General features: G+C 40.4%; 21 protein-coding genes and 2 pseudogenes. 9 read left to right on the top strand and 14 right to left on the bottom strand.

From position 1 onward, the window contains the following. Positions 1–48: 48 nt before the first annotated feature. From BKK47_RS05165 to BKK47_RS12690, 8 genes are all read right to left on the bottom strand, one after another. Positions 49–1,602 (bottom strand): subtype B tannase, encoded by a 1,554-nt coding sequence (locus BKK47_RS05165; protein ID WP_077493831.1) that lies wholly within the window; start codon positions 1,600–1,602, stop codon positions 49–51. A gap of 168 nt (positions 1,603–1,770) precedes the next feature. After that, on the bottom strand, positions 1,771–2,487 hold the full coding sequence (locus BKK47_RS05160; RefSeq protein WP_077493830.1) for a tetratricopeptide repeat protein: 717 nt from the start codon (positions 2,485–2,487) through the stop codon (positions 1,771–1,773). A gap of 39 nt (positions 2,488–2,526) precedes the next feature. After that, a complete protein-coding gene (locus tag BKK47_RS05155; RefSeq protein WP_077493829.1) occupies positions 2,527–3,819 on the bottom strand; it encodes a prolyl oligopeptidase family serine peptidase in 1,293 nt (430 codons plus the stop codon). 272 nt (positions 3,820–4,091) lie between these two features. After that, positions 4,092–4,265: a hypothetical protein gene (locus tag BKK47_RS12435; RefSeq protein ID WP_158074751.1), complete on the bottom strand. Its 174-nt coding sequence runs from the start codon at positions 4,263–4,265 to the stop codon at positions 4,092–4,094. Positions 4,266–4,331: 66 nt separating this feature from the next. Further along, positions 4,332–4,529, bottom strand: a complete 198-nt coding sequence (locus BKK47_RS05150; protein ID WP_077493828.1) for a hypothetical protein — start codon at positions 4,527–4,529, stop codon at positions 4,332–4,334. Then, a complete protein-coding gene (locus BKK47_RS12700) occupies positions 4,511–4,789 on the bottom strand; it encodes a hypothetical protein (protein ID WP_244149112.1) in 279 nt (92 codons plus the stop codon). The genes BKK47_RS05150 and BKK47_RS12700 overlap by 19 nt, the downstream gene beginning before the upstream one ends. After that, positions 4,786–5,010 (bottom strand): hypothetical protein, encoded by a 225-nt coding sequence (locus tag BKK47_RS12695; RefSeq protein ID WP_244149111.1) that lies wholly within the window; start codon positions 5,008–5,010, stop codon positions 4,786–4,788. Before BKK47_RS12695 ends, BKK47_RS12700 begins: the two co-directional genes overlap by 4 nt. An 11-nt stretch (positions 5,011–5,021) precedes the next feature. Next, positions 5,022–5,381, bottom strand: a complete 360-nt coding sequence (locus BKK47_RS12690; protein ID WP_244149110.1) for an alpha/beta fold hydrolase — start codon at positions 5,379–5,381, stop codon at positions 5,022–5,024. 161 nt (positions 5,382–5,542) lie between these two features. Here BKK47_RS12690 and BKK47_RS05140 point away from each other — a divergent pair, with 161 nt between their 5' ends. Continuing rightward, positions 5,543–5,878, top strand: coding sequence for a DMT family transporter (locus tag BKK47_RS05140; RefSeq protein WP_077493827.1), 336 nt, complete (start codon positions 5,543–5,545; stop codon positions 5,876–5,878). A gap of 48 nt (positions 5,879–5,926) precedes the next feature. Here the strand turns inward: BKK47_RS05140 and BKK47_RS12335 are convergent, their stop codons facing one another. Then, positions 5,927–6,637 (bottom strand): oxidoreductase, encoded by a 711-nt coding sequence (locus BKK47_RS12335; protein ID WP_279626163.1) that lies wholly within the window; start codon positions 6,635–6,637, stop codon positions 5,927–5,929. Beyond that, a complete protein-coding gene (locus BKK47_RS12785) occupies positions 6,595–6,999 on the bottom strand; it encodes an oxidoreductase (protein WP_077493825.1) in 405 nt (134 codons plus the stop codon). Before BKK47_RS12785 ends, BKK47_RS12335 begins: the two co-directional genes overlap by 43 nt. Before the next feature lie 162 nt (positions 7,000–7,161). On the opposite strand from BKK47_RS12785, the pseudogene BKK47_RS12780 reads away from it, so the two are divergent. Both BKK47_RS12780 and BKK47_RS05125 read left to right on the top strand, forming a co-directional pair. Further along, positions 7,162–7,299: pseudogene (locus BKK47_RS12780) on the top strand (LysR family transcriptional regulator); the annotation flags it as partial. 102 nt (positions 7,300–7,401) lie between these two features. Further along, the gene (locus BKK47_RS05125; RefSeq protein WP_279626164.1) at positions 7,402–7,992 is read left to right on the top strand and encodes a LysR substrate-binding domain-containing protein; all 591 of its coding nucleotides are present in this window, start codon (positions 7,402–7,404) and stop codon (positions 7,990–7,992) included. A gap of 197 nt (positions 7,993–8,189) precedes the next feature. Here the strand turns inward: BKK47_RS05125 and nfsA are convergent, their stop codons facing one another. From nfsA to BKK47_RS12685, 3 genes and pseudogenes are all read right to left on the bottom strand, one after another. Beyond that, positions 8,190–8,906: an oxygen-insensitive NADPH nitroreductase gene (gene nfsA, locus BKK47_RS05120; protein WP_077493823.1), complete on the bottom strand. Its 717-nt coding sequence runs from the start codon at positions 8,904–8,906 to the stop codon at positions 8,190–8,192. Positions 8,907–8,968: 62 nt separating this feature from the next. Next, a complete protein-coding gene (locus BKK47_RS12430; protein ID WP_158074749.1) occupies positions 8,969–9,115 on the bottom strand; it encodes a hypothetical protein in 147 nt (48 codons plus the stop codon). 161 nt (positions 9,116–9,276) lie between these two features. Continuing rightward, positions 9,277–9,709 (bottom strand): annotated as a pseudogene (locus tag BKK47_RS12685) (M20/M25/M40 family metallo-hydrolase); the annotation flags it as partial. A gap of 306 nt (positions 9,710–10,015) precedes the next feature. Here BKK47_RS12685 and potA point away from each other — a divergent pair. From potA to torA, 6 genes are all read left to right on the top strand, one after another. Next, positions 10,016–11,134 (top strand): spermidine/putrescine ABC transporter ATP-binding protein PotA, encoded by a 1,119-nt coding sequence (gene potA / locus BKK47_RS05100; RefSeq protein ID WP_077493819.1) that lies wholly within the window; start codon positions 10,016–10,018, stop codon positions 11,132–11,134. Continuing rightward, on the top strand, positions 11,118–11,978 hold the full coding sequence (gene potB, locus BKK47_RS05095; RefSeq protein ID WP_077493818.1) for a spermidine/putrescine ABC transporter permease PotB: 861 nt from the start codon (positions 11,118–11,120) through the stop codon (positions 11,976–11,978). Before potA ends, potB begins: the two co-directional genes overlap by 17 nt. Further along, positions 11,978–12,748, top strand: coding sequence for a spermidine/putrescine ABC transporter permease PotC (potC, locus tag BKK47_RS05090; RefSeq protein ID WP_077493817.1), 771 nt, complete (start codon positions 11,978–11,980; stop codon positions 12,746–12,748). Before potB ends, potC begins: the two co-directional genes overlap by 1 nt. A 132-nt stretch (positions 12,749–12,880) precedes the next feature. Further along, positions 12,881–13,963 carry an extracellular solute-binding protein gene (locus BKK47_RS05085; RefSeq protein ID WP_077493816.1) on the top strand — a complete coding sequence of 361 codons (1,083 nt, stop codon included), beginning with the start codon at positions 12,881–12,883 and terminating at the stop codon, positions 13,961–13,963. Positions 13,964–14,207: 244 nt separating this feature from the next. After that, positions 14,208–15,305 (top strand): NapC/NirT family cytochrome c, encoded by a 1,098-nt coding sequence (locus tag BKK47_RS05080; protein ID WP_077493815.1) that lies wholly within the window; start codon positions 14,208–14,210, stop codon positions 15,303–15,305. A 30-nt stretch (positions 15,306–15,335) separates the two neighbouring features. Next, the gene (gene torA, locus BKK47_RS05075; RefSeq protein ID WP_077493814.1) at positions 15,336–17,816 is read left to right on the top strand and encodes a trimethylamine-N-oxide reductase TorA; all 2,481 of its coding nucleotides are present in this window, start codon (positions 15,336–15,338) and stop codon (positions 17,814–17,816) included. Between the two features lie 100 nt (positions 17,817–17,916). On the opposite strand, the gene BKK47_RS05070 is transcribed toward torA, so the two are convergent. Next, positions 17,917–18,735 carry a pyridoxal phosphatase gene (locus tag BKK47_RS05070; protein ID WP_077493813.1) on the bottom strand — a complete coding sequence of 273 codons (819 nt, stop codon included), beginning with the start codon at positions 18,733–18,735 and terminating at the stop codon, positions 17,917–17,919. Positions 18,736–18,744: the final 9 nt, after the last annotated feature.

Genomic DNA, 18,744 nt, shown 5'->3' with positions numbered 1-18,744 from the left:
ATAAATAAAATCCTCTGCGAATTAATTATGCAGAGGATTTTTCTAACTTTATCGACTGATATCCGTCATCCATTGAAATAGTTCATCTAAATCATAATCCCCCGCATGTGGAATACCCCACGGCATCTCATAATCGACAGACTTTCCGGACATCTCTAACTTCACCGCAAGCATTGCACCAATGGCATGTGAAGTATCTCGATCACTTGTACCGACACGAATACGCCAATGTTGGGTCGGACTCGTTTCGACATAATTCATTGCATTCATCAATTTAATTTGCTCATTATCTGCCATTAATTCTGATTGATTACCCTGTGCTTTATTCTGCGCCAGTGAAAAGGCAGTAAAGTGACGATGATTAATACTTTCCGTACCAAACAGGTTATTTTCACCACTTGTTAAGTCTAATGCATCAAAAGCAGGAGGTGATTTCATTCGTTTTTCAGAATGAATATACCCGTTCCAATCCATTCCGGTTACACCATTTTTATCTTTCACAAGCCAAGTAATTTGGCTTAAATCCGTACCATTTTTCAAGGCTTTATTGGCTGAACGCACAATGATACCTTCTAAATAAGTTTTGAATGAACCATTGCCATCCTGATCTAACGTTAAAGGATTGCCTTGTGTATCTTTCAAATTGAGACTATTCAAATAGGCAGGAAATGCAGCTTTCAACTGATTAGAAACAGCTATTTCATCTTTGTTTAACGATCCCTCAATCATTGCCTTAGCGGCAGGTTGGCTGCGATCATTATAACTATTGGCATTCAAGCGGCTCATATCCATTCTTTGATAATCATTTAATCCATTAAATTCCCATTCATAAGCACTATCTGCGTGCTCCAAATTGGTAATCGGGCAATACGCCGATACCGCAAAAACACGGTCTGATGCCTGTGCTGCGCCTAATTGTTGGAAATATGCTATATAATCACGACTATCGCCACTAGCCCCTAATAAGGCGGATAATGCCCCACCGGCACTTGTCCCATTTGAAATAATTTTATTCGCATCTCCCGGCATAACAGCATCGTTAAAATGTAAATAACGTACGGCAGATTTAAGATCGATAATCGCAGCCGGTGCTTTACCCGTGTATTTTCCCTCTTTCTCCAATGTTCTGCCACGAGCCCCCACACTGGCTACCACATAGCCTTTAGAAAGTGCGGTTAAAATTGCATTCGGTTTATCCTCCCCACCTATACTTTTTTTGTCATAGGTTGCAGCCTTCGCAGGCATATATCCTCCCACCGCATTCGGCAAGAAAATAGGGGCATTATCAGCATTAAATCCGTTAATTGATCCTTGTTGAAAATAGGCTTCCGGTACATACAAATTGAGTGTTTGATAATCCGCTTCTATGGGATTTTGTACATAAACGATTTTCTCAAACGCACGAAATTTCACGGTTTCACCATTCACTTTCGCTTCCAAAGTACGGTAGTTTTTCGGTGAGAATGTTAGATCAAACCCTTTTTCGGTCTGATTAAAATAAGGCGTATCAGCCAAAGGATCATCCATTTCTTTCGATACAGCCTGTGTTTGAATGGCAATCGCACTCAGTGTAGTAGCCACCAATAAACTTTTTGATAACATTATTTTTCTCCAATTAAGATCATGATATTTCTAAATATTATGTGCAATTAAATTGTTGGTTTGTCAATACAGACAAAAGGATTCACCTAGTCAACGAATACATCTTGTATTAACTATTCCGACATATTTAACCGCACTTTACCGTTATAGTAATGAAGTCAAAAATAATTACCCCTCATTTAATAAATTTAATTTGATTTCGCCTTCCTTACTCCCCGCCTCTATGGCTAAACGATACCATTTTTCCGCCTCAACCTTATTGACTTTAACGCCAAGCCCCAATCCATAAATATCGCCTAATGCAATAAAACTTGGCGCACTAATGTGATCAATACGATGTTGATGCTTTTGGTAAAGAGCAATGGCTTTAGCATAATCACGTGCTACCCCCAGCCCTTGTTCATACAGCTTTGCCAGCCTATATTGTGCCGTCACATCACCATACTTATCACCTTGTTGATAAAATTTCGCGGCCAAAACATAATCCTGTGCTACACCTAAGCCTCGTTCATAAATGATACCTAAGTAACGGGGAGCTTTATGTTCACCGGCATTATTGGCCTCTTCAAACAGTGCTTTTGCTTGACGATAATCAAATTCGCCTTGATAGCCATTCAAAGACATCACACCTAAGTTTAATTTTGCTCTCGAATTCCCTTGGTCAGCAGCTTTTTTTGACCATAACAAAGCCTGAGAAAAATCAACCTTTTGCTCATAATTACCATTCAAATAAGCCTCGCCAAGACGAGCCTGAGCCTCAGGATCACCTTGACTCGCCAATGCTTGTATTTCAGGAAAAGTCATTTTTTTCGCACTCTCTTCCGGTTCATTCGCAAACGCAAATAAACTAAACCATAGTGCAATGAATAACCCTAACTTTTTCATTATGTTTCCCCCACGACAAAAGAGACAATCTCTGCACGATTATTTCGTCTGAGCAAACAACCATTCACGAATTGGCTCAATACTGTATGCAAGCCGCCATGTATTGCGATGCCCGCTAGCCCCTTGACGACTATCGGTCTCACGAAAAACAGTATCTTTAGCGAAAATGGTATAATTAATCGGACTTTGTTCAGCCATTAAATCATCATACGCAAAGCGGTATTGATCCGCCTCCCAACTACCATTCCATTCCGCTCGGCTGATTTTTGCACCTGCTTGTGCTAAACGTTCGGTGATCGCATTAAAACTAGGAAATGCCCCCAAATCATCCACCGATGCCATAAACCACATTTTATTCTTCGCCAATGGTGCGACAACTTCAGCATTCCATTTGCCTGCCACCAAATAACTGGCGGTAAAAAAATCAGGATATTTCACATTCATTGCTGTTGCTAACATACAGCCACCGGATTGTCCTGTCACATAAATACGTTTTGGATCGATTTTTTCTTCTTCAATCAACTTTTGAACCAAATGAATTGTGGTATCAAGCATATCAGACGTACGCCAATCATCATCTGCGATAATCTCGTTATATTGTGGTGCAAGCACATAGCAAGGACGCTTTTCCTGCTCCTTCGGTTCAGCCCAAATAACCGCCCCTAATCCTTGAAAAAGGGTGACTTCAGTTTGATCGCTGGTTGCCCCTGCATCGTGCATAAATAGCACTAATGGCAAGGGTTGACTTTGATCCTTTGGTTTAAATAAATTATAGGGTAGCGTTTTAGCGGTTTTTTGATCGTAAAATTCTGACTGTTGAAACTCATCAACGACCCCATTTTTTACCGTATGGGTTTCTAATGTTTTACCTTCTACCAATACTTTAGCCTGTGCTTTTTTATAGCGAATAATTTTACTCATTGTATCACCGGCAACCCAACGAGGTCTGCCACCATTCGGTGTCGGAGATTGAGACGTTGCATTCGCCAACTGCACGGTTTCTTGTAAACCGCTACCCGATTCATCAGGTTTGAGTGCCACAATCACGAACTTCCCCTTATCACTCTCGGTTAAATCCACCGATTGACTAATAAATACATTTTGTATGGTTCTGCCTTCAACATTAAAATCAGCCGTTCTTATATCTGCTGCCGTCAATTCCTGTGCAAATTCAATCGCAACCGCCACCATCTGCACCCCATCACCAAAAACCTGCGTGATTGCCGTTGCATTCAAAGGTTCATTAGCAACTTTTGCAAAAACGAAACTTGGCATACTCACCGCACAAGCCATACCGGCACTCATTACTAAAAATTCTCGACGTGTTTGCATTTTTACCTCTCTATAAGAATGAATCAAAAACCTCTATAAAGACCAATATATAATGGTAAGGTTCAATCGGTATTTCTACAATTTAAAATAATCGTGCTTTCCCATCTTTCAAAAAAGACAAATAGGAGGGTAATTTATGAAAGCTTACGATATTATGTCGATAGGCTGTTTGACGTTAAGCTCGACGTCCCCCCAAATTCATAATAACAACATTATTTCGGCTTTGTATCTTGTCCAAATAATCAAAATCTTATTAAAAATCTACCGCACTTTTAACGCTGAACCGCCACAAATTCTCCTTTTCCCGTTATCGCCAATGTGCCATTCTTCAATAACGGTTGAATCCAGCTTTGAACGGACTTCTTATGCGATAATCCAAAGGCATATTGCAATTCAATGAATGAAACAAGCGGATGGTTTTGTAAGAAATCTTGCAAATTTTCCAAAGTCGCGTTCGGTGCTGCCGGAAGAATTTTACCCTCACTTAATTTGATGATAGCGTTGAAGAAATTTCAATCGTCCACCACGCCTTGCAATAACATTTGTTGATTTTCACCACGTAAATACAGGCTTTGATTGCCCTCAAGAATTAACATCAAAGAGGCTTCACTTTGTCCAATTAAAGACATTGCCTGCCCGATTTGTTTTTTTAATAAGGTCTCTACTTCCGCAGTCATCGGTGCGGTCGTTTTTACGCTGATAAATGCCATAATTGACGCCATTTTTGAACAAGATCTAAGAGTTTATCTGCAACTTCCTGCTCTTTTTGCTGATAGGTATGCCCGGTTTGCTCAATAAAAAGCAGTTGATTTTTATCCCCTTGAGGAAAATGATGATTGATAGTCTGCAAGAAACCTCGGGGATCGCCATAAGTGAAACGATCAAGCGTACCGATGAGCAATGCCCCAGTATGCGGAATTTGTCGAATTTGACGATAATCACCACTCTCCTCTACATGAACATTATTCAACAGAGGTGAATATAGCCACTGATAAGCCGTATTAGCGGTGACAGGCAGCCAAATAGCTCAAAGGGCAGCATTTGTTCACCTTTGCCTTGTTCCACCATTTTGCGGATAAAAGCACGCTCAGTTTCATTCACACTGTTGGTTAAGTGGGTTACATTAGCCGGACTTAATAAAATAAATTTTGTCACTCGTGGATCTTGGGTCTGGCTTAAATAATAAATCACTTTATTTGCCCCTAAAGAATGTCCGGCGAAATAATATGTCGGTAGTCACGACTTTCTGCAAAATCAATGTAGGCTCGCACATCGTCAATACTTTTAACAAAATCCTCGTTAAACGATCCTAAAATTTCAGGTAACCCTGTTTGCGTATTCACATCATTAAATTGACTAAAGGCATTGCGAGTTTGTTCGTAAATAAAATCAATGCCTTGGTTGGCAAAAGTTTCGCCAATATTGTAATAAAAAGGATTAGAATAAAAATTGCCATGAATACCGGTAATGGCAATCACTGCGGTATCCGATGAGCGATTAGCAGTAAATAACACACCATGTAACACAGATCCGGTATGCGTTGAAATATTAAATTTTTGCATATAAATTCCTTGCCTTTATCATTTTTTGAATGCCAAACACCCTCGTGTCATAGATGATATTTCTCTCAAAATTGCGCACAAAAAATCTTAAAAAACAAGACTGTTTTAGTTTCTAAGTTATTGATAAAATTGCCACCTCTTTTATTTTCGGAGGTAAATTTATGCAATTACATTGGCTCTTTTTAGCCTGTGCGATTATAAGTGAAGTATTCGCTTCATCTATGCTGAAACTAAGCGATGGTTTTTCCAAGCCTTTGCCGACAGTGGGGATTGTTGTCGGCTTTATTATTTCGTTTTATTGTCTTTCAATTACCCTTAAAACAATGCCTCTTGGCACAGCTTATGCCGTATGGGCAGGCTCAGGGTTAGTACTAACATCCGCCGTCAGTATTATCTTTTTCGGACAAAAAACGGATTTAATTGGGATAATCAGTATCGGGTTAATTTTGCTTGGTGTCGTATTACTCAATACTATGTCTCAAATGTCGGGGCATTAATCCGACAATGATTTAATGAATAGTCGCTTACACCGTAAGCGACTATTGTTATGACCAAAACAAAACTGAATTAGTATGATAGAAATCGGCGTTATCCCAGTCAAAGGTAGTTTGAATTTCCGCTTCACGTCCATTTTCAATCAGGTCCACCAAATTTGGGTTAAGCATAATACTTTTACCGATAGAGACGCTTTCCACCCAGCCAGTTTGATAAGCCTTGAGCATATCATCGGCAGTATAAAGATTGCCCGAACCGAAAAACGGCAAGCGTCCGTTAATGCGGTCATGCACGACTTGCATTCGAGTCAGATTGGTATCTGCCCCACGGCGGACTTTTTTATAGAAATCCCATAGGGAAATATGCAAATATTGCAGCGGTTTCTCCAACAAAGCGTCCACCAGTGCCAGCATTTCTTTCATTGTAATGCCTTGTTCACCCGGTTCTTCCGGAGAGAAACGATAGCCAATGATGAAATCAGGGCGATGATGTTTACGGCGCATTTCATCAATAGCGTCCACAATGGCAAGGGGAAAACGCATTCTTTTTTCCAAACTACCTCCCCAGTAATCATGACGCAAATTTGTCGCCGCCGAGAAAAATTGCTGAATTTGCCAACCATTCGCACCGTGAATTTCCACACCGTCAAACCCTGCACGCAACACCAATTCCGCGGCATAGGCATAACTTTGCACCATATCCCATACTTCCTGCTCGGTCATTGTGCGAAAATTGCCGTAATAATCGCCTGTTGCCGCCACCAGTTCCGCCCTTGCGTCATTAAAGGGTCGGCACGCAAACCGCTATGGGCAATTTGCACCACCGCTTTCGCCCCTTGAGCATGAGCGATTTGTGCATATTCACGTAAGCTTGGCAAATGGCGTTCATCAAAGGCATTGGGGCTTTCAAAACCAATTCCGCTCGGGTGAACATTGGTAAACGGCATAATGTATAAGCCAAAACCTTTAAAGCGATCTTGCCAAAAACGGCGACCCGCCTCTGTCATCTCGCCATCTTCGCCTGAATCATAAATAGTCAAAGGGGCAATGGTAAGGCGATTTTTAATTTCTACGTCATTGTTTAAGGTATAAGGTTCAAATAAAGGAGCATATTTTGGATTCATATTCTTTCCCTTTTTCTCGTTGTTTTTTGGATATGGCAGAGTATATTCCATTTAAAAAATGGATTAAGTAGGTATAATTCCATTCATTCCGGAAAATAATTCCATAATTAAGGAAATAAAATGCAGGATAAATTTGCAGGTGTTGAATAATTCTTAGCCACTGTAGAAACAGGCAGTTTTAGTGCCGCAGGCGAAAAATTAGCGATAACCGGATCGGCGGTGGGCAAAAGTATAACAAGGCTAGAGCCACGGCTTGGCACACAACTTTTCCATCGTTCCACACGTAAACTCGTATTGACCCGAGAGGGGGAAGTTTGGTTATCAAGTTGCCAACGTATCAGAGATGAAATAGAGCAAGTACAAAGCCTACTTTGCAACGAACAGATCGAACCAATTGGTGAAGTGAGGATCGATTTGCCTAATATTTACGGACGCATTCATCTGCTACCAAAACTACTCAAACTGGCACAAAAACACCTTAAACTACGCCTCAACCTCAGCTTTGAAGAACGCAAAATAGATTTAATTACCGAGCAAATTGATGTCAGTGTTCGCTTTGGCGAATTAGACAATTTAAACGACATCATCGCCCGCCAAATCGGACAAAATCAAAACCGCATTTGTGCCTCTCCTATTTATCTCAACCTTCAGGGTACACCACAAGTGCCCTCAGAACTGATCCAACATATTTGTATAGGTAGCATACAACCTGATTGGTTACTAAATAACGAAAGAGGCGAGCCGACTCGTTTTCCTGTGAACATACCACATATTATGAATGACGGCGACGCCCGACTGCAAGCAGCCCTTATGGGATTAGGGCTGGTACAACTACCAGATTGGCTAGTACAACCTTATATTGAACAAGGTTCGCTTATTCCTGTTCTAACTAATTACGAACCTAATCCAGACCCCATTCATATCCTTTGGCAGAAAAAGCTACACTTACAGCCAAAAGTAAAAGCAGTGGTAGAAGCATTAAGCCAGCCTTAGAATATCATTTGAAAATCGATTGCATTACTAGATCAGGAAAAGTGCGGTTGGTTTTATAAAACTTTTCAATATTATTGAATAAGGCAGAAACAGCATAAATAATAGATAAAGGGCATCTTATATATTTGTCGTGAGTGAGCCTTCAAATGCAGAACCTTCCTACAGCCCACTCATTTCTCATTAAATAATGACATTTCTTACCGTTTCAAAAAGCCTTTAGATTGTAGGTAATCCAAAATCTGAGGGCGTTTTTGTTCGGAAAAAACGGCTTTCATATAATCCGACCAAGTGAGATTTTTTTGCGAACGGGCTTGATAATAAGCGGAAATTTCCGCATCAAATTCAGCGAGTTTCACTGGATCTAATGGGTGATATTCATTTTCAGAACAAAGCATTTCCACAGGAAAACGAGGGCGTAACATCGGATCTTGTGCCGGATAGCCCAAACACATTCCCACCAACGGTACAACATATTGCGGAAGTTTGAGCAATTTATCGACCTGTTCAATATCATTACGTAATGAACCGATAAACACGCCACCTAAACCACTTGCCTCCGCAGCAGTGAGGACATTTTGAGCAAAAATCCCCGTATCAATAGCACCAACTAATAACCACTCCGTCCAGTCAAATTCTGCATTTGGAACGATTTTGGCGTGTTTAGAAAAATCGGCACAAAATACCCAAAATTCTGCCGCACTTTCCACATAAGTTTGATCGGAACAAAGCTCACGAAGTTTTTTGCGAAGAGTAGGATCGGTGATACGAATAATGTGTGTCGCTTGGATATGCTGTGAAGTCGAGGCCATTTTCGCCGCATTCAAAATCTCGTGACGAAGTTCAGCACTGATGGGTTGATCGGTAAATTGTCGGATAGAACGGTGGTTTTTAAGTTGCTGTAACATTGGGTTCATGAATTATCCTTATTAGGGAGAAAAATCAATGAGTAACAGTATAAAATGATTGTCGCCGTGGCTCAATGTGTAAAAAACGGAGAGAATGAACCTCCGTTTTTATGAGTAAAATCTTTGTGGAAAATGACCGCACTAAAAACACGCCCAAATTGAGATACCAATTGTTGCATCAATGTATCAATAACGGTAAGCAAATAAAGTGCGGTCATTTTTTGGGAATTAAAAAGAAGTATAAAAAACCCCCTGATTACTCAGGGGGGTATCAAAAGGAATTTATGAATAAAATCTCTAAAGTTTAGCTTTATCAAAAGGAATCTCGATAAAACGTTGGCAATTATATTTACACTTCTTTACAAAAGCAAGGGAAAATTTACATTTTCTTGAATTTCACAATTTCAGTAATGACTTCCACTGCTTTTTCCATTCCCTCCAAAGAGATCAATTCATGTTTACTATGAAAATTGTATCCGCCAGTAAAAATATTCGGACAAGGCAAACCTTTTTCAGCTAAAAATGCGCCATCTGTTCCACCACGAATCGGTTTATGAATCACCTTTATGGCTCAAATCCATAGCCTTTTCAGCAATAGAAATTGATTGTGGCGCTTTTTGAACAACCTCATACATATTTTGATAACTGTCGTGAATCACACATTCAACAGGTTGTTTTAACTTTCTTTCAGCATTAAATTTTGCCGTCCAATCCTGAATAAATTGTTTACATTGCTCAAAAGATTGCAAATCAAAATCACGAATTAAATAATTTAATTCTGCTTTCTCAATGTCACCCACAAAATGATCTAGGGGCTGACGTAGATTAGCTAGTATGTTAATCTACGTCAACCCCTAAATTTAACAATAGATTCTTGATATATAACAAACATTCAATAAGTAACTAAAAACCCGCTAGAAAAGAAAAAGTGCGGTTAATTTTTTGATTGTTTTTATTGCTCGAAATTTTTTTGTATCCCTAAGCATTAAGTCCTTTTCATTAGTAACAATTCGCTATATCATAGGCGCTTGTTTTTATGTCGCCCCTGCAACTTTGCAGGTCTTTATTTCTACTCAGTACCAACTTATTTGGTGAAATTAGGGAGAAAACCAAAGCTAGTGGAAAATCAGGTTCAAAACAAGCCTATTATTGAGCTTCGTTCAATCAAAAAATCCTACGGTTCTAACACCATTATTAACGACTTTAACTTAACCATTAATAACGGTGAATTTGTCACTATTCTCGGGCCTTCCGGCTGCGGAAAAACAACAGTATTACGTTTGTTAGCAGGTTTAGAAGAATTAGACTCGGGTCATATTATTTTAGATGGTGAAGACATTACCGATGTGCCGGCTGAAAAGCGCCACATTAATACTGTGTTCCAAAGTTATGCCCTGTTTCCGCATATGACTATTTTTGAGAACGTGGCTTTTGGTTTGCGTATGCAAAAAGTACCCGAGGCAGAAATTAAACCTCGTGTGCTGGAAGCTTTGCGTATGGTGCAATTAGAAGAAATGGCTGATCGTAAGCCGACCCAATTGTCAGGTGGTCAACAGCAACGCATTGCGATCGCTCGTGCTGTGGTAAATAAACCTAAAGTCTTATTGCTTGATGAATCCTTATCCGCATTGGACTACAAACTGCGTAAACAAATGCAATACGAACTTAAGGTCTTGCAACGCCAATTAGGTATCACCTTTATTTTCGTGACCCACGATCAAGAAGAAGCCATCACCATGTCTGATCGCATTGTATTGTTACGTAAAGGAAAAATTGCACAAGATGGTTCTCCACGCGAGATTTATGAAGAACCGGCAAACCTATTTGTGGCACGTTTTATTGGTGAAATTAACGTCTTTAATGCAACTGTCATTGAACGTAAATCCGAAAATGTGGTACTGGCAAATGTAGAAGGCCGTGTCTGTGATATCTATACCGATATGCCGGTAGAAAAAGATCAAAAACTTCAAGTTCTCCTTCGTCCTGAAGATATTGTGATTGAAGAACTTGATGAAAACGAACAATCTAAGGCAATTATCGGTCATATTATTGACCGCACTTACAAGGGGATGACATTAGAATCTACTGTAGAATTCGACCATAACGGTATGCGTGTGCTTGTGAGTGAATTCTTCAATGAAGATGATCCGCACATGGATCACAGTGTTGGACAACGTGTTGGTATTACATGGCACGAAGGTTGGGAGGTTGTACTCAACGATGAAGATAATCAATAATAAATTTCAAAAAATTACTGTTGCAATTATCTTCAGTTGGCTTATTTTCTTTGTGCTAATTCCAAATCTGTTGGTTTTAGCCGTTAGCTTTTTAACTCGAGATGGTAGCAACTTCTACGCATTCCCGATTACCATTGAAAACTATACAAACTTGTTTAATCCGCTTTATGCGCAAGTTGTATGGAACTCTTTGTCTATGTCGTGTATTGCCACGGTTATTTGCTTGATAATCGGTTATCCGTTTGCTTTTATGATCAGCAAAATTAACCCGAAATATCGACCGCTCTTGTTATTCCTTGTGGTTCTACCGTTTTGGACAAATTCACTCATTCGTATCTATGGAATGAAAATATTCCTTGGCGTAAAAGGTGTCTTGAATACGATGTTAATGGATATGGGGATTTTAAGTGAACCCATTCGCATTTTGAATACGGAAATTGCGGTGATCATCGGATTAGTGTATTTGTTATTACCATTTATGATTTTGCCACTCTATTCAGCGATTGAAAAATTAGATGGTCGCTTATTAGAAGCCGCAAGAGACTTAGGTGCAAATACTTTCCAACGTTTCTTTCGTGTTATTTTGCCATTAACCATGCCTGGTATTATTGCCGGTTGTCTCTTAGTGTTACTGCCGGCAATGGGAATGTTCTATGTGGCAGATTTATTGGGGGGGGCAAAAGTCCTGTTAGTGGGTAACGTCATTAAGAGTGAATTCTTAATTTCCCGTAACTGGCCGTTTGGTTCTGCAATTAGCATTGGATTGACAATCTTAATGGCATTGCTAATTTTCGTTTATTATCGTGCAAATAAACTATTGAATAAAAAAGTGGAGTTAGAATAATGAGCCGTTTACTACGTAATGTGTTTATGTTTGTGGTATACGCTTATTTGTATATCCCAATTATTATCTTAGTAACCAACTCCTTCAATGCAGACCGCTATGGTTTAAATTGGAAAGGATTCAGTTGGAACTGGTACGAGCGTTTATTCAATAACGATACCTTAATTCAAGCAGCGATCCATTCGGTAACTATCGCATTTTTTGCCGCTACCTTAGCAACCATTGTGGGCGGCTTAACCGCAATCGCGTTGTATCGTTATCGTTTCCGCGGTAAACAAGCGGTGAGCGGTATGTTATTTATTGTGATGATGTCGCCGGATATCGTTATGGCAGTGTCTTTATTAGCATTGTTTATGGTTGTAGGGATTTCATTAGGTTTTTGGTCATTACTCTTGGCACACGTTACCTTCTGTTTACCTTATGTTACCGTAACAATTTTCTCCCGCTTAAACGGATTTGATTCCAAAATGTTGGAGGCGGCAAAAGACTTGGGAGCAAGCGAAGTGACGATTTTACGCAAAATCATTATTCCGCTTGCCTTGCCTGCAATCGTTTCAGGTTGGCTATTAAGTTTCACCATCTCACTGGATGATGTTGTGGTTTCCTCATTTGTGAGTGGTGTCAGCTATGAAATTTTACCGTTACGTATCTTCTCATTGGTAAAAACCGGCGTAACACCTGAAGTCAATGCACTGGCAACCATCATGATTGTGCTTTCATTAGCACTGGTAATTTTAAGCCAGCTCATTACTCGTAAAAATAATTACTAAGACATAACAAAAGGTTTCACAAACCTTTTAATATCAAATAGAATACGCCTTGACGCACAATCAAGGCGTTTTTTTATACCTACAATTCCTGTAGGTGTTTTTTTACCCCTCTTTTACGGAGAACAAACAAAAATGAAAAAATTTGCAGGTTTAATCACCGCCGGTTTGGTAGCTGCAACCTTAACAGCTTGTAATGATAAAGAAAACAAGTCTGAAAATGCAAACGCACCGGCTACTGCTAATGATACTGTGTACTTATATACTTGGACCGAATATGTTCCGGATGGTCTATTGGATGATTTTACCAAAGAAACCGGCATTAAAGTTATCGTTTCAAGTCTTGAATCAAACGAAACCATGTATGCAAAACTCAAAACCCAAGGTGCAGCCGGCGGTTATGACGTTATCGCACCTTCTAACTACTTTGTGTCAAAAATGGCACGCGAAGGAATGTTAAAAGAACTTGATCACAGTAAATTACCTGTAATTAAAGAATTAGATCCTGATTGGCTCGACAAACCTTATGACAAAGGAAACAAATACTCACTTCCTCAATTATTAGGTGCACCGGGTATTGCGTTTAACACCAATACTTACAAAGGGGCGGATTTCACCTCTTGGGGCGATTTATGGAAACCTGAGTTTGCCAATAAAGTACAATTACTAGATGATGCCCGTGAAGTATTTAACATTGCACTATTAAAAATTGGTCAAGACCCGAACACTCAAGATCCGGCTATCATCAAACAAGCCTATGAAGAATTATTGAAATTACGTCCAAATGTTCTTTCTTTCAATTCTGACAACCCGGCTAACTCTTTCATCTCCGGTGAAGTAGAAGTCGGTCAGTTATGGAATGGTTCCGTGCGTATCGCTAAAAAAGAGCAAGCACCATTAGACATGGTATTTCCAAAAGAAGGCCCTGTACTTTGGGTTGATACCTTAGCGATTCCGGCAACTTCAAAAAACCCTGATGGCGCACATAAACTTATCAATTATATGTTAGGTGCAAAAGCGGCTGAAAAATTAACCCTCGCGATTGGCTACCCAACTGCCAACGTTGAAGCGAAAAAAGTATTACCAAAAGAAATTACCGAAGATCCGTCAATCTATCCAACAGCTGAAATATTAAAAAATAGCCATTGGCAGGATGACGTAGGTGATGCAATTCAATACTACGAACAATATTATCAAGAATTAAAAGCAGCGAAATAATCTCATTTAATTCGAACAATTTTAAAGTGCGGTTAAAATCTCTTATGTTTTTAACCGCACTTTTATACCCATCATTATAAAATCCAATACATAATGATTTGATATAAAAACTCCCCAAAATACACCTTATATTCCAATCCTTTGACTTAGATCATTACTCATCAATTTAATTTCTCTAGAATGCAAGCGACTATTAGGAGTTATTTATCCTTTTGTTATTTTTTTATTAAGTTGGAGTATATCTATGTCAAAAAAAACCAAAATTCTGACCGCACTTTGCCTCATGGGTATCGGGGCAGTGACGTTGTGGGGAACACAAACAATTATGCATAAAACCAGTTCACAGAAATTTTGTGTTAGTTGCCATTCCATGACTCATCCACAACAAGAATGGGAAGGTTCAACCCATTTTGCGAATGCAAAAGGTATTCGTGCAGAATGTGCCGATTGTCATGTTCCGCAAGAAGGCTGGCATTATCTGAAAGCAAAATTCATCGCCCTGAAAGATGTGTGGTATGAATTGCAAGGCAAACTGGATTCTAAACAGAAATACGAAGCACACCGAGCAGAAATGGCACAACGCGTATGGGATGAAATGAAATCAACGGATTCCGAAACCTGCCGTAGCTGCCACAGTTTTGATGCAATGGAACTTTCCGCACAAGCAAAATTAGCCAAACAAACCCATATTAGCGCAAAAGCCAATGGACAGACCTGTATTGATTGCCACAAAGGTATCGTACATTTCTTACCTGAATCTCACGGTGATGAAGGAGCACAATCAGCAACCTCTTTAGGTGGAAATATCACTCAAGATTCGTCTATTTATGCAACAGAAATGACTTCGGCACAAGGTGAACAAGGCGGTGATATCCGACTAATGCCTTATGCGGAAATAACGAATTGGCAAGCAAAAGGCGAGCAATTACAGGGTACCTTACACGGCTGGCAACAAGTTGGCGCAGATTCTGTGGTTTATCTAGAATTAGGTAAACGCATTACCGTCGCATTAGTCGATGAAGAAGCGCGTAAAGGTATGAAAATCCTACAAACCAAACATGATGAAGTCACAGATTCCGACTGGAAAGAAGTGAGCTTTATTGTTTCTGTACCAAAAGAAAAAATGTCGTCAGATTTAACCGCACTTAATCAATACGGTAGCCAGTTAAATCAAGCAAATTGTAGTAGTTGCCACGCAGCAATTAGTGCCGATCACTATACGGCAAACCAATGGATCGGTGTAGTGAACTCCATGAAAGATCGGACTTCTATGAATAAAGATGAAGTGCGTGCTTTAACTATTTATTTACAACGTAGCGCCAAAGATATGGCTGCGAAATAATTCACTTCTCATGTTAAAAACGAGGTTGAAATGAAAAAGAATAATATTAATCAAAAACGCCGTGACTTCTTAAAAAATACATCTCTTGGCGTAGCAAGTGCGTCGCTTTCTAGTGGTATGGTCGGTGCGGTGCTGTCTAAAAGTGCGGTTGCAGCAGAGCCTGAATTAAAAACTGTTGTCACCGCCGCACACTGGGGGCCGATTGGCGTGGTAGTGCAGGACGGCAAAGCAGTAAAATCCGGCGCAGCCATTGAACCCGCTGTTCCTAATGAATTACAAACCGTGGTCGCCGATCAACTTTATAGCGAAACCCGTGTGAAATACCCAATGGTACGCAAAGGCTATTTAGAAAATCCGGGGAATAGTGATACAACCATGCGCGGGCGTGATGAGTGGGTACGGGTTTCTTGGGAACAAGCGCTTGATCTTGTGCATAACCAACTCCATAAAGTGCGCCAACAACACGGCTCAAGTGCAATTTATGCCGGTTCTTACGGTTGGTTCAGTAGCGGCGCACTTCATGCCTCCCGTACACTATTACAACGTTATATGAATATTACCGGTGGCTTTGTAGGTTATAAAGGCGACTACTCTACTGGTGCGGCACAAGTGATTATGCCGCATGTACTTGGCACGATTGAGGTCTATGAACAACAAACCAGTTGGGAAGTATTACTTGAAAGCAGTGATATTATTGTGCTTTGGGGGGCGAATCCACTCACCACGTTACGTATTGCTTGGATGTCTTCGGATCAGAAAGGAATCGAATATTTCAAAAAATTCCAAGCCACAGGTAAGCGCATTATCTGTATCGATCCGATAAAAAGTGAAACCTGCCAAATGCTCGGTGCGGAATGGGTTCCTGTGAATACTGCAACGGATGTGCCGTTAATGCTAGGGATCGCTCATACCTTGGTAAGCGAAAATAAACACGATAAAGCATTCTTAAAAAAATACACAACAGGTTACAGCAAATTTGAAGATTACCTACTCGGTAAAACAGATGGTCAACCTAAAACTGCGGAATGGGCAAGCAAAATCTGTGGTGTGCCGGTGGAAATCATTAAACAATTAGCAAATGATTTTATTACCAAACGCACCATGTTAATGGGCGGATGGGGAATACAGCGTCAACGTCACGGTGAACAATCCCACTGGATGTTAGTTACCCTTGCCTCAATGCTTGGTCAAATTGGCTTACCGGGTGGCGGTTTTGGTTTTAGCTATCACTATGCAAATGGTGGTGTACCAACAGCTACGGGCGGTACTATTGGTTCAATCAGTGCAACTCCGTCTGTCGGAACAGGTGAGAAAACCTGGCTGGATGACGCGGCAAAATTTTCTTTCCCTGTGGCTCGTATTGCAGATGCCCTACTCAATCCGGGAAAAACCATTGATTACAATGGGACAAAAATTACCTATCCGGAGATTAAAGTCGTATATTGGGCGGGCGGCAATCCATTCACACAGCATCAAAATACAAATTTATTAGTAAAAGCGTTCCAAAAACCGGAAACCTTCATCGTTAATGAGGTAAATTGGACGCCAACAGCCCGTATGGCGGATATTGTTTTGCCGGCAACAACAAGTTACGAACGTAATGATTTAACCATGGGGGGGGACTATTCTATGTTCTCAATTTACCCGATGAAACAAGTTGTAGCGCCACAATTTGAGGCAAAAAATGACTTCAATATTTTTGCCGAACTCGCCAAACGCGCAGGGAAAGAAGAGGAATTTACCGAAGGCAAAACGGAAATGGAATGGCTGGAAGATTTCTATAAAACCGCTTTCACCGCCGCACGTAACAATCGTGTTGCTATGCCTCGTTTTGAACGATTCTGGGAAGAAAACAAACCATTAATGTTTGAAGCAAACGAGGCGGCAAAAAAATGGGTGCGGTATGCGGAATTCCGTGAAGATCCGTTACTGAACCCGCTTGGCACACCATCAGGCAAAATTGAGATTTACTCTGATGTTGTGGCGAAGATGAATTATGATGATTGTAAAGGTCATCCGAGTTGGATGGAACCGGAAGAATTTGCCGGTAATAGCACGGAAGAATATCCGCTTGCTTTAGTGACGCCTCATGCCTACTATCGTTTACATAGTCAATTGGCCCATACTTCATTGCGCCAAAAATATGCGGTTAATGATCGTGAACCGGTATTGATTCACCCTGAAGACGCCAAACCACGCGGTATCGTTGATGGAGATATTGTTCGTATCCACAATATTCGCGGTCAGGTGTTAGCGGGAGCAGTTGTTACCGAAGGGATTATTAAAGGCACACTCGGATTACATGAGGGGGCATGGTATGATCCTCTCGATCTGGGTGAAAGTGAAAAACCGCTGTGTAAAAATGGCAGTCCAAATGTGCTTACCCGTGATGAAGGCACATCTAAATTAGCGCAAGGTAATTCACCGAATACTTGTATTGTACAAGTAGAAAAATATACGGGAGTAGTACCGGAAGTGACGGTGTTTAAACAGCCTAAATATTCTGTATAAAATCTCGTTTTGGAATCGTTGAAAGTGCGGTCAATTCTGGCCGCACTTTTTCTTAAGAAAGAATAAAGATCTTTTATCCCTTAGTATTAAAAACGGAAAATTAGAGTAACAAGGTATTTTTTAATACTTGCGCAATGCCGTCCTCATTGTTTGATGTAGTAACCTGTTTGGCTTGTCGTTTGACTTCTTGTTCGGCATTACCCATTGCAACACCTAAACCGACCGCACTTAGCATACTGATGTCATTATGATTATCGCCAAAAGCAATCACTTCCTGCGGATCAATATTCCACTCTTTTAATAAAGCCAGTAATCTACTGCCTTTAGTATTGCCGACATTGGCAATATCCACACGATCAACCCAAGACCATTCGCAACTGAATTGTGAGATCGGCAGTTCGCGAACAACATTGTTCATAATTTCTTTGTTTTCAGCGCTGATGACACATTTCCAAATCGGGTGGTGATGGTCAATGACCTCTTGAATACTGTCCACTTTGCGTACATCGGGGCGAACTTCCGGCAGGCAACTTTCCACCCATTTTAGAAATTTTTCCATATGGGGATTAAGTTGGGCATAGTTCATTGAATCCCGCGAATACATTAAAAGATGACAATAGTGTTTTTGCGCAATATCGAAAATGGATTGTGCCTGTTGTTTGGAAAGCGGGTTAGCAAATGGCGTGGTATCTGTGGCAACATCATAAACATAAGTGCCGTTACAGCAAATGATTGGTGTGTCTAGTCCCAATTCACGATAGTAGGGTTTAACCGCCGTGTGGTGTCTGCCGGTAACCAGAAGAATTTTAATCCCTTTATCCATTGCCGCTTGAATGGCGGATTTACTTTCCGGCAGAATATTGCCCTGTGCATTTAATAATGTGCCGTCAAGATCAAATGCAACGACTTTGTAATTCATTTTTATTCC

Source organism: Rodentibacter mrazii, from assembly GCF_001998825.1.
In the GTDB taxonomy this organism is placed as follows: domain Bacteria; phylum Pseudomonadota; class Gammaproteobacteria; order Enterobacterales; family Pasteurellaceae; genus Rodentibacter; species Rodentibacter mrazii.
Note: the sequence above shows the minus strand (reverse complement) of the source record. Positions and strands in the feature narration are given on the sequence as shown.

Bases quoted from the DNA above. Each gene is read 5' to 3' on its own strand.
- BKK47_RS05070 (WP_077493813.1), bottom strand. From the start codon at position 18,735: ATGAATTACAAAGTCGTTGCATTTGATCTTGACGGCACATTATTAAAT.
- BKK47_RS05165 (WP_077493831.1), bottom strand. From the start codon at position 1,602: ATGTTATCAAAAAGTTTATTGGTGGCTACTACACTGAGTGCGATTGCC.
- BKK47_RS12785 (WP_077493825.1), bottom strand. From the start codon at position 6,999: ATGAATCCAAAATATGCTCCTTTATTTGAACCTTATACCTTAAACAAT.
- potC (WP_077493817.1), top strand. From the start codon at position 11,978: ATGAGCCGTTTACTACGTAATGTGTTTATGTTTGTGGTATACGCTTAT.
- BKK47_RS05140 (WP_077493827.1), top strand. From the start codon at position 5,543: ATGCAATTACATTGGCTCTTTTTAGCCTGTGCGATTATAAGTGAAGTA.
- torA (WP_077493814.1), top strand. From the start codon at position 15,336: ATGAAAAAGAATAATATTAATCAAAAACGCCGTGACTTCTTAAAAAAT.
- BKK47_RS05080 (WP_077493815.1), top strand. From the start codon at position 14,208: ATGTCAAAAAAAACCAAAATTCTGACCGCACTTTGCCTCATGGGTATC.
- BKK47_RS05150 (WP_077493828.1), bottom strand. From the start codon at position 4,529: ATGGCATTTATCAGCGTAAAAACGACCGCACCGATGACTGCGGAAGTA.
- BKK47_RS12430 (WP_158074749.1), bottom strand. From the start codon at position 9,115: ATGACCGCACTTTATTTGCTTACCGTTATTGATACATTGATGCAACAA.
- nfsA (WP_077493823.1), bottom strand. From the start codon at position 8,906: ATGAACCCAATGTTACAGCAACTTAAAAACCACCGTTCTATCCGACAA.
- BKK47_RS05155 (WP_077493829.1), bottom strand. From the start codon at position 3,819: ATGCAAACACGTCGAGAATTTTTAGTAATGAGTGCCGGTATGGCTTGT.
- potB (WP_077493818.1), top strand. From the start codon at position 11,118: ATGAAGATAATCAATAATAAATTTCAAAAAATTACTGTTGCAATTATC.
- BKK47_RS05160 (WP_077493830.1), bottom strand. From the start codon at position 2,487: ATGAAAAAGTTAGGGTTATTCATTGCACTATGGTTTAGTTTATTTGCG.
- BKK47_RS12690 (WP_244149110.1), bottom strand. From the start codon at position 5,381: ATGCAAAAATTTAATATTTCAACGCATACCGGATCTGTGTTACATGGT.
- BKK47_RS05085 (WP_077493816.1), top strand. From the start codon at position 12,881: ATGAAAAAATTTGCAGGTTTAATCACCGCCGGTTTGGTAGCTGCAACC.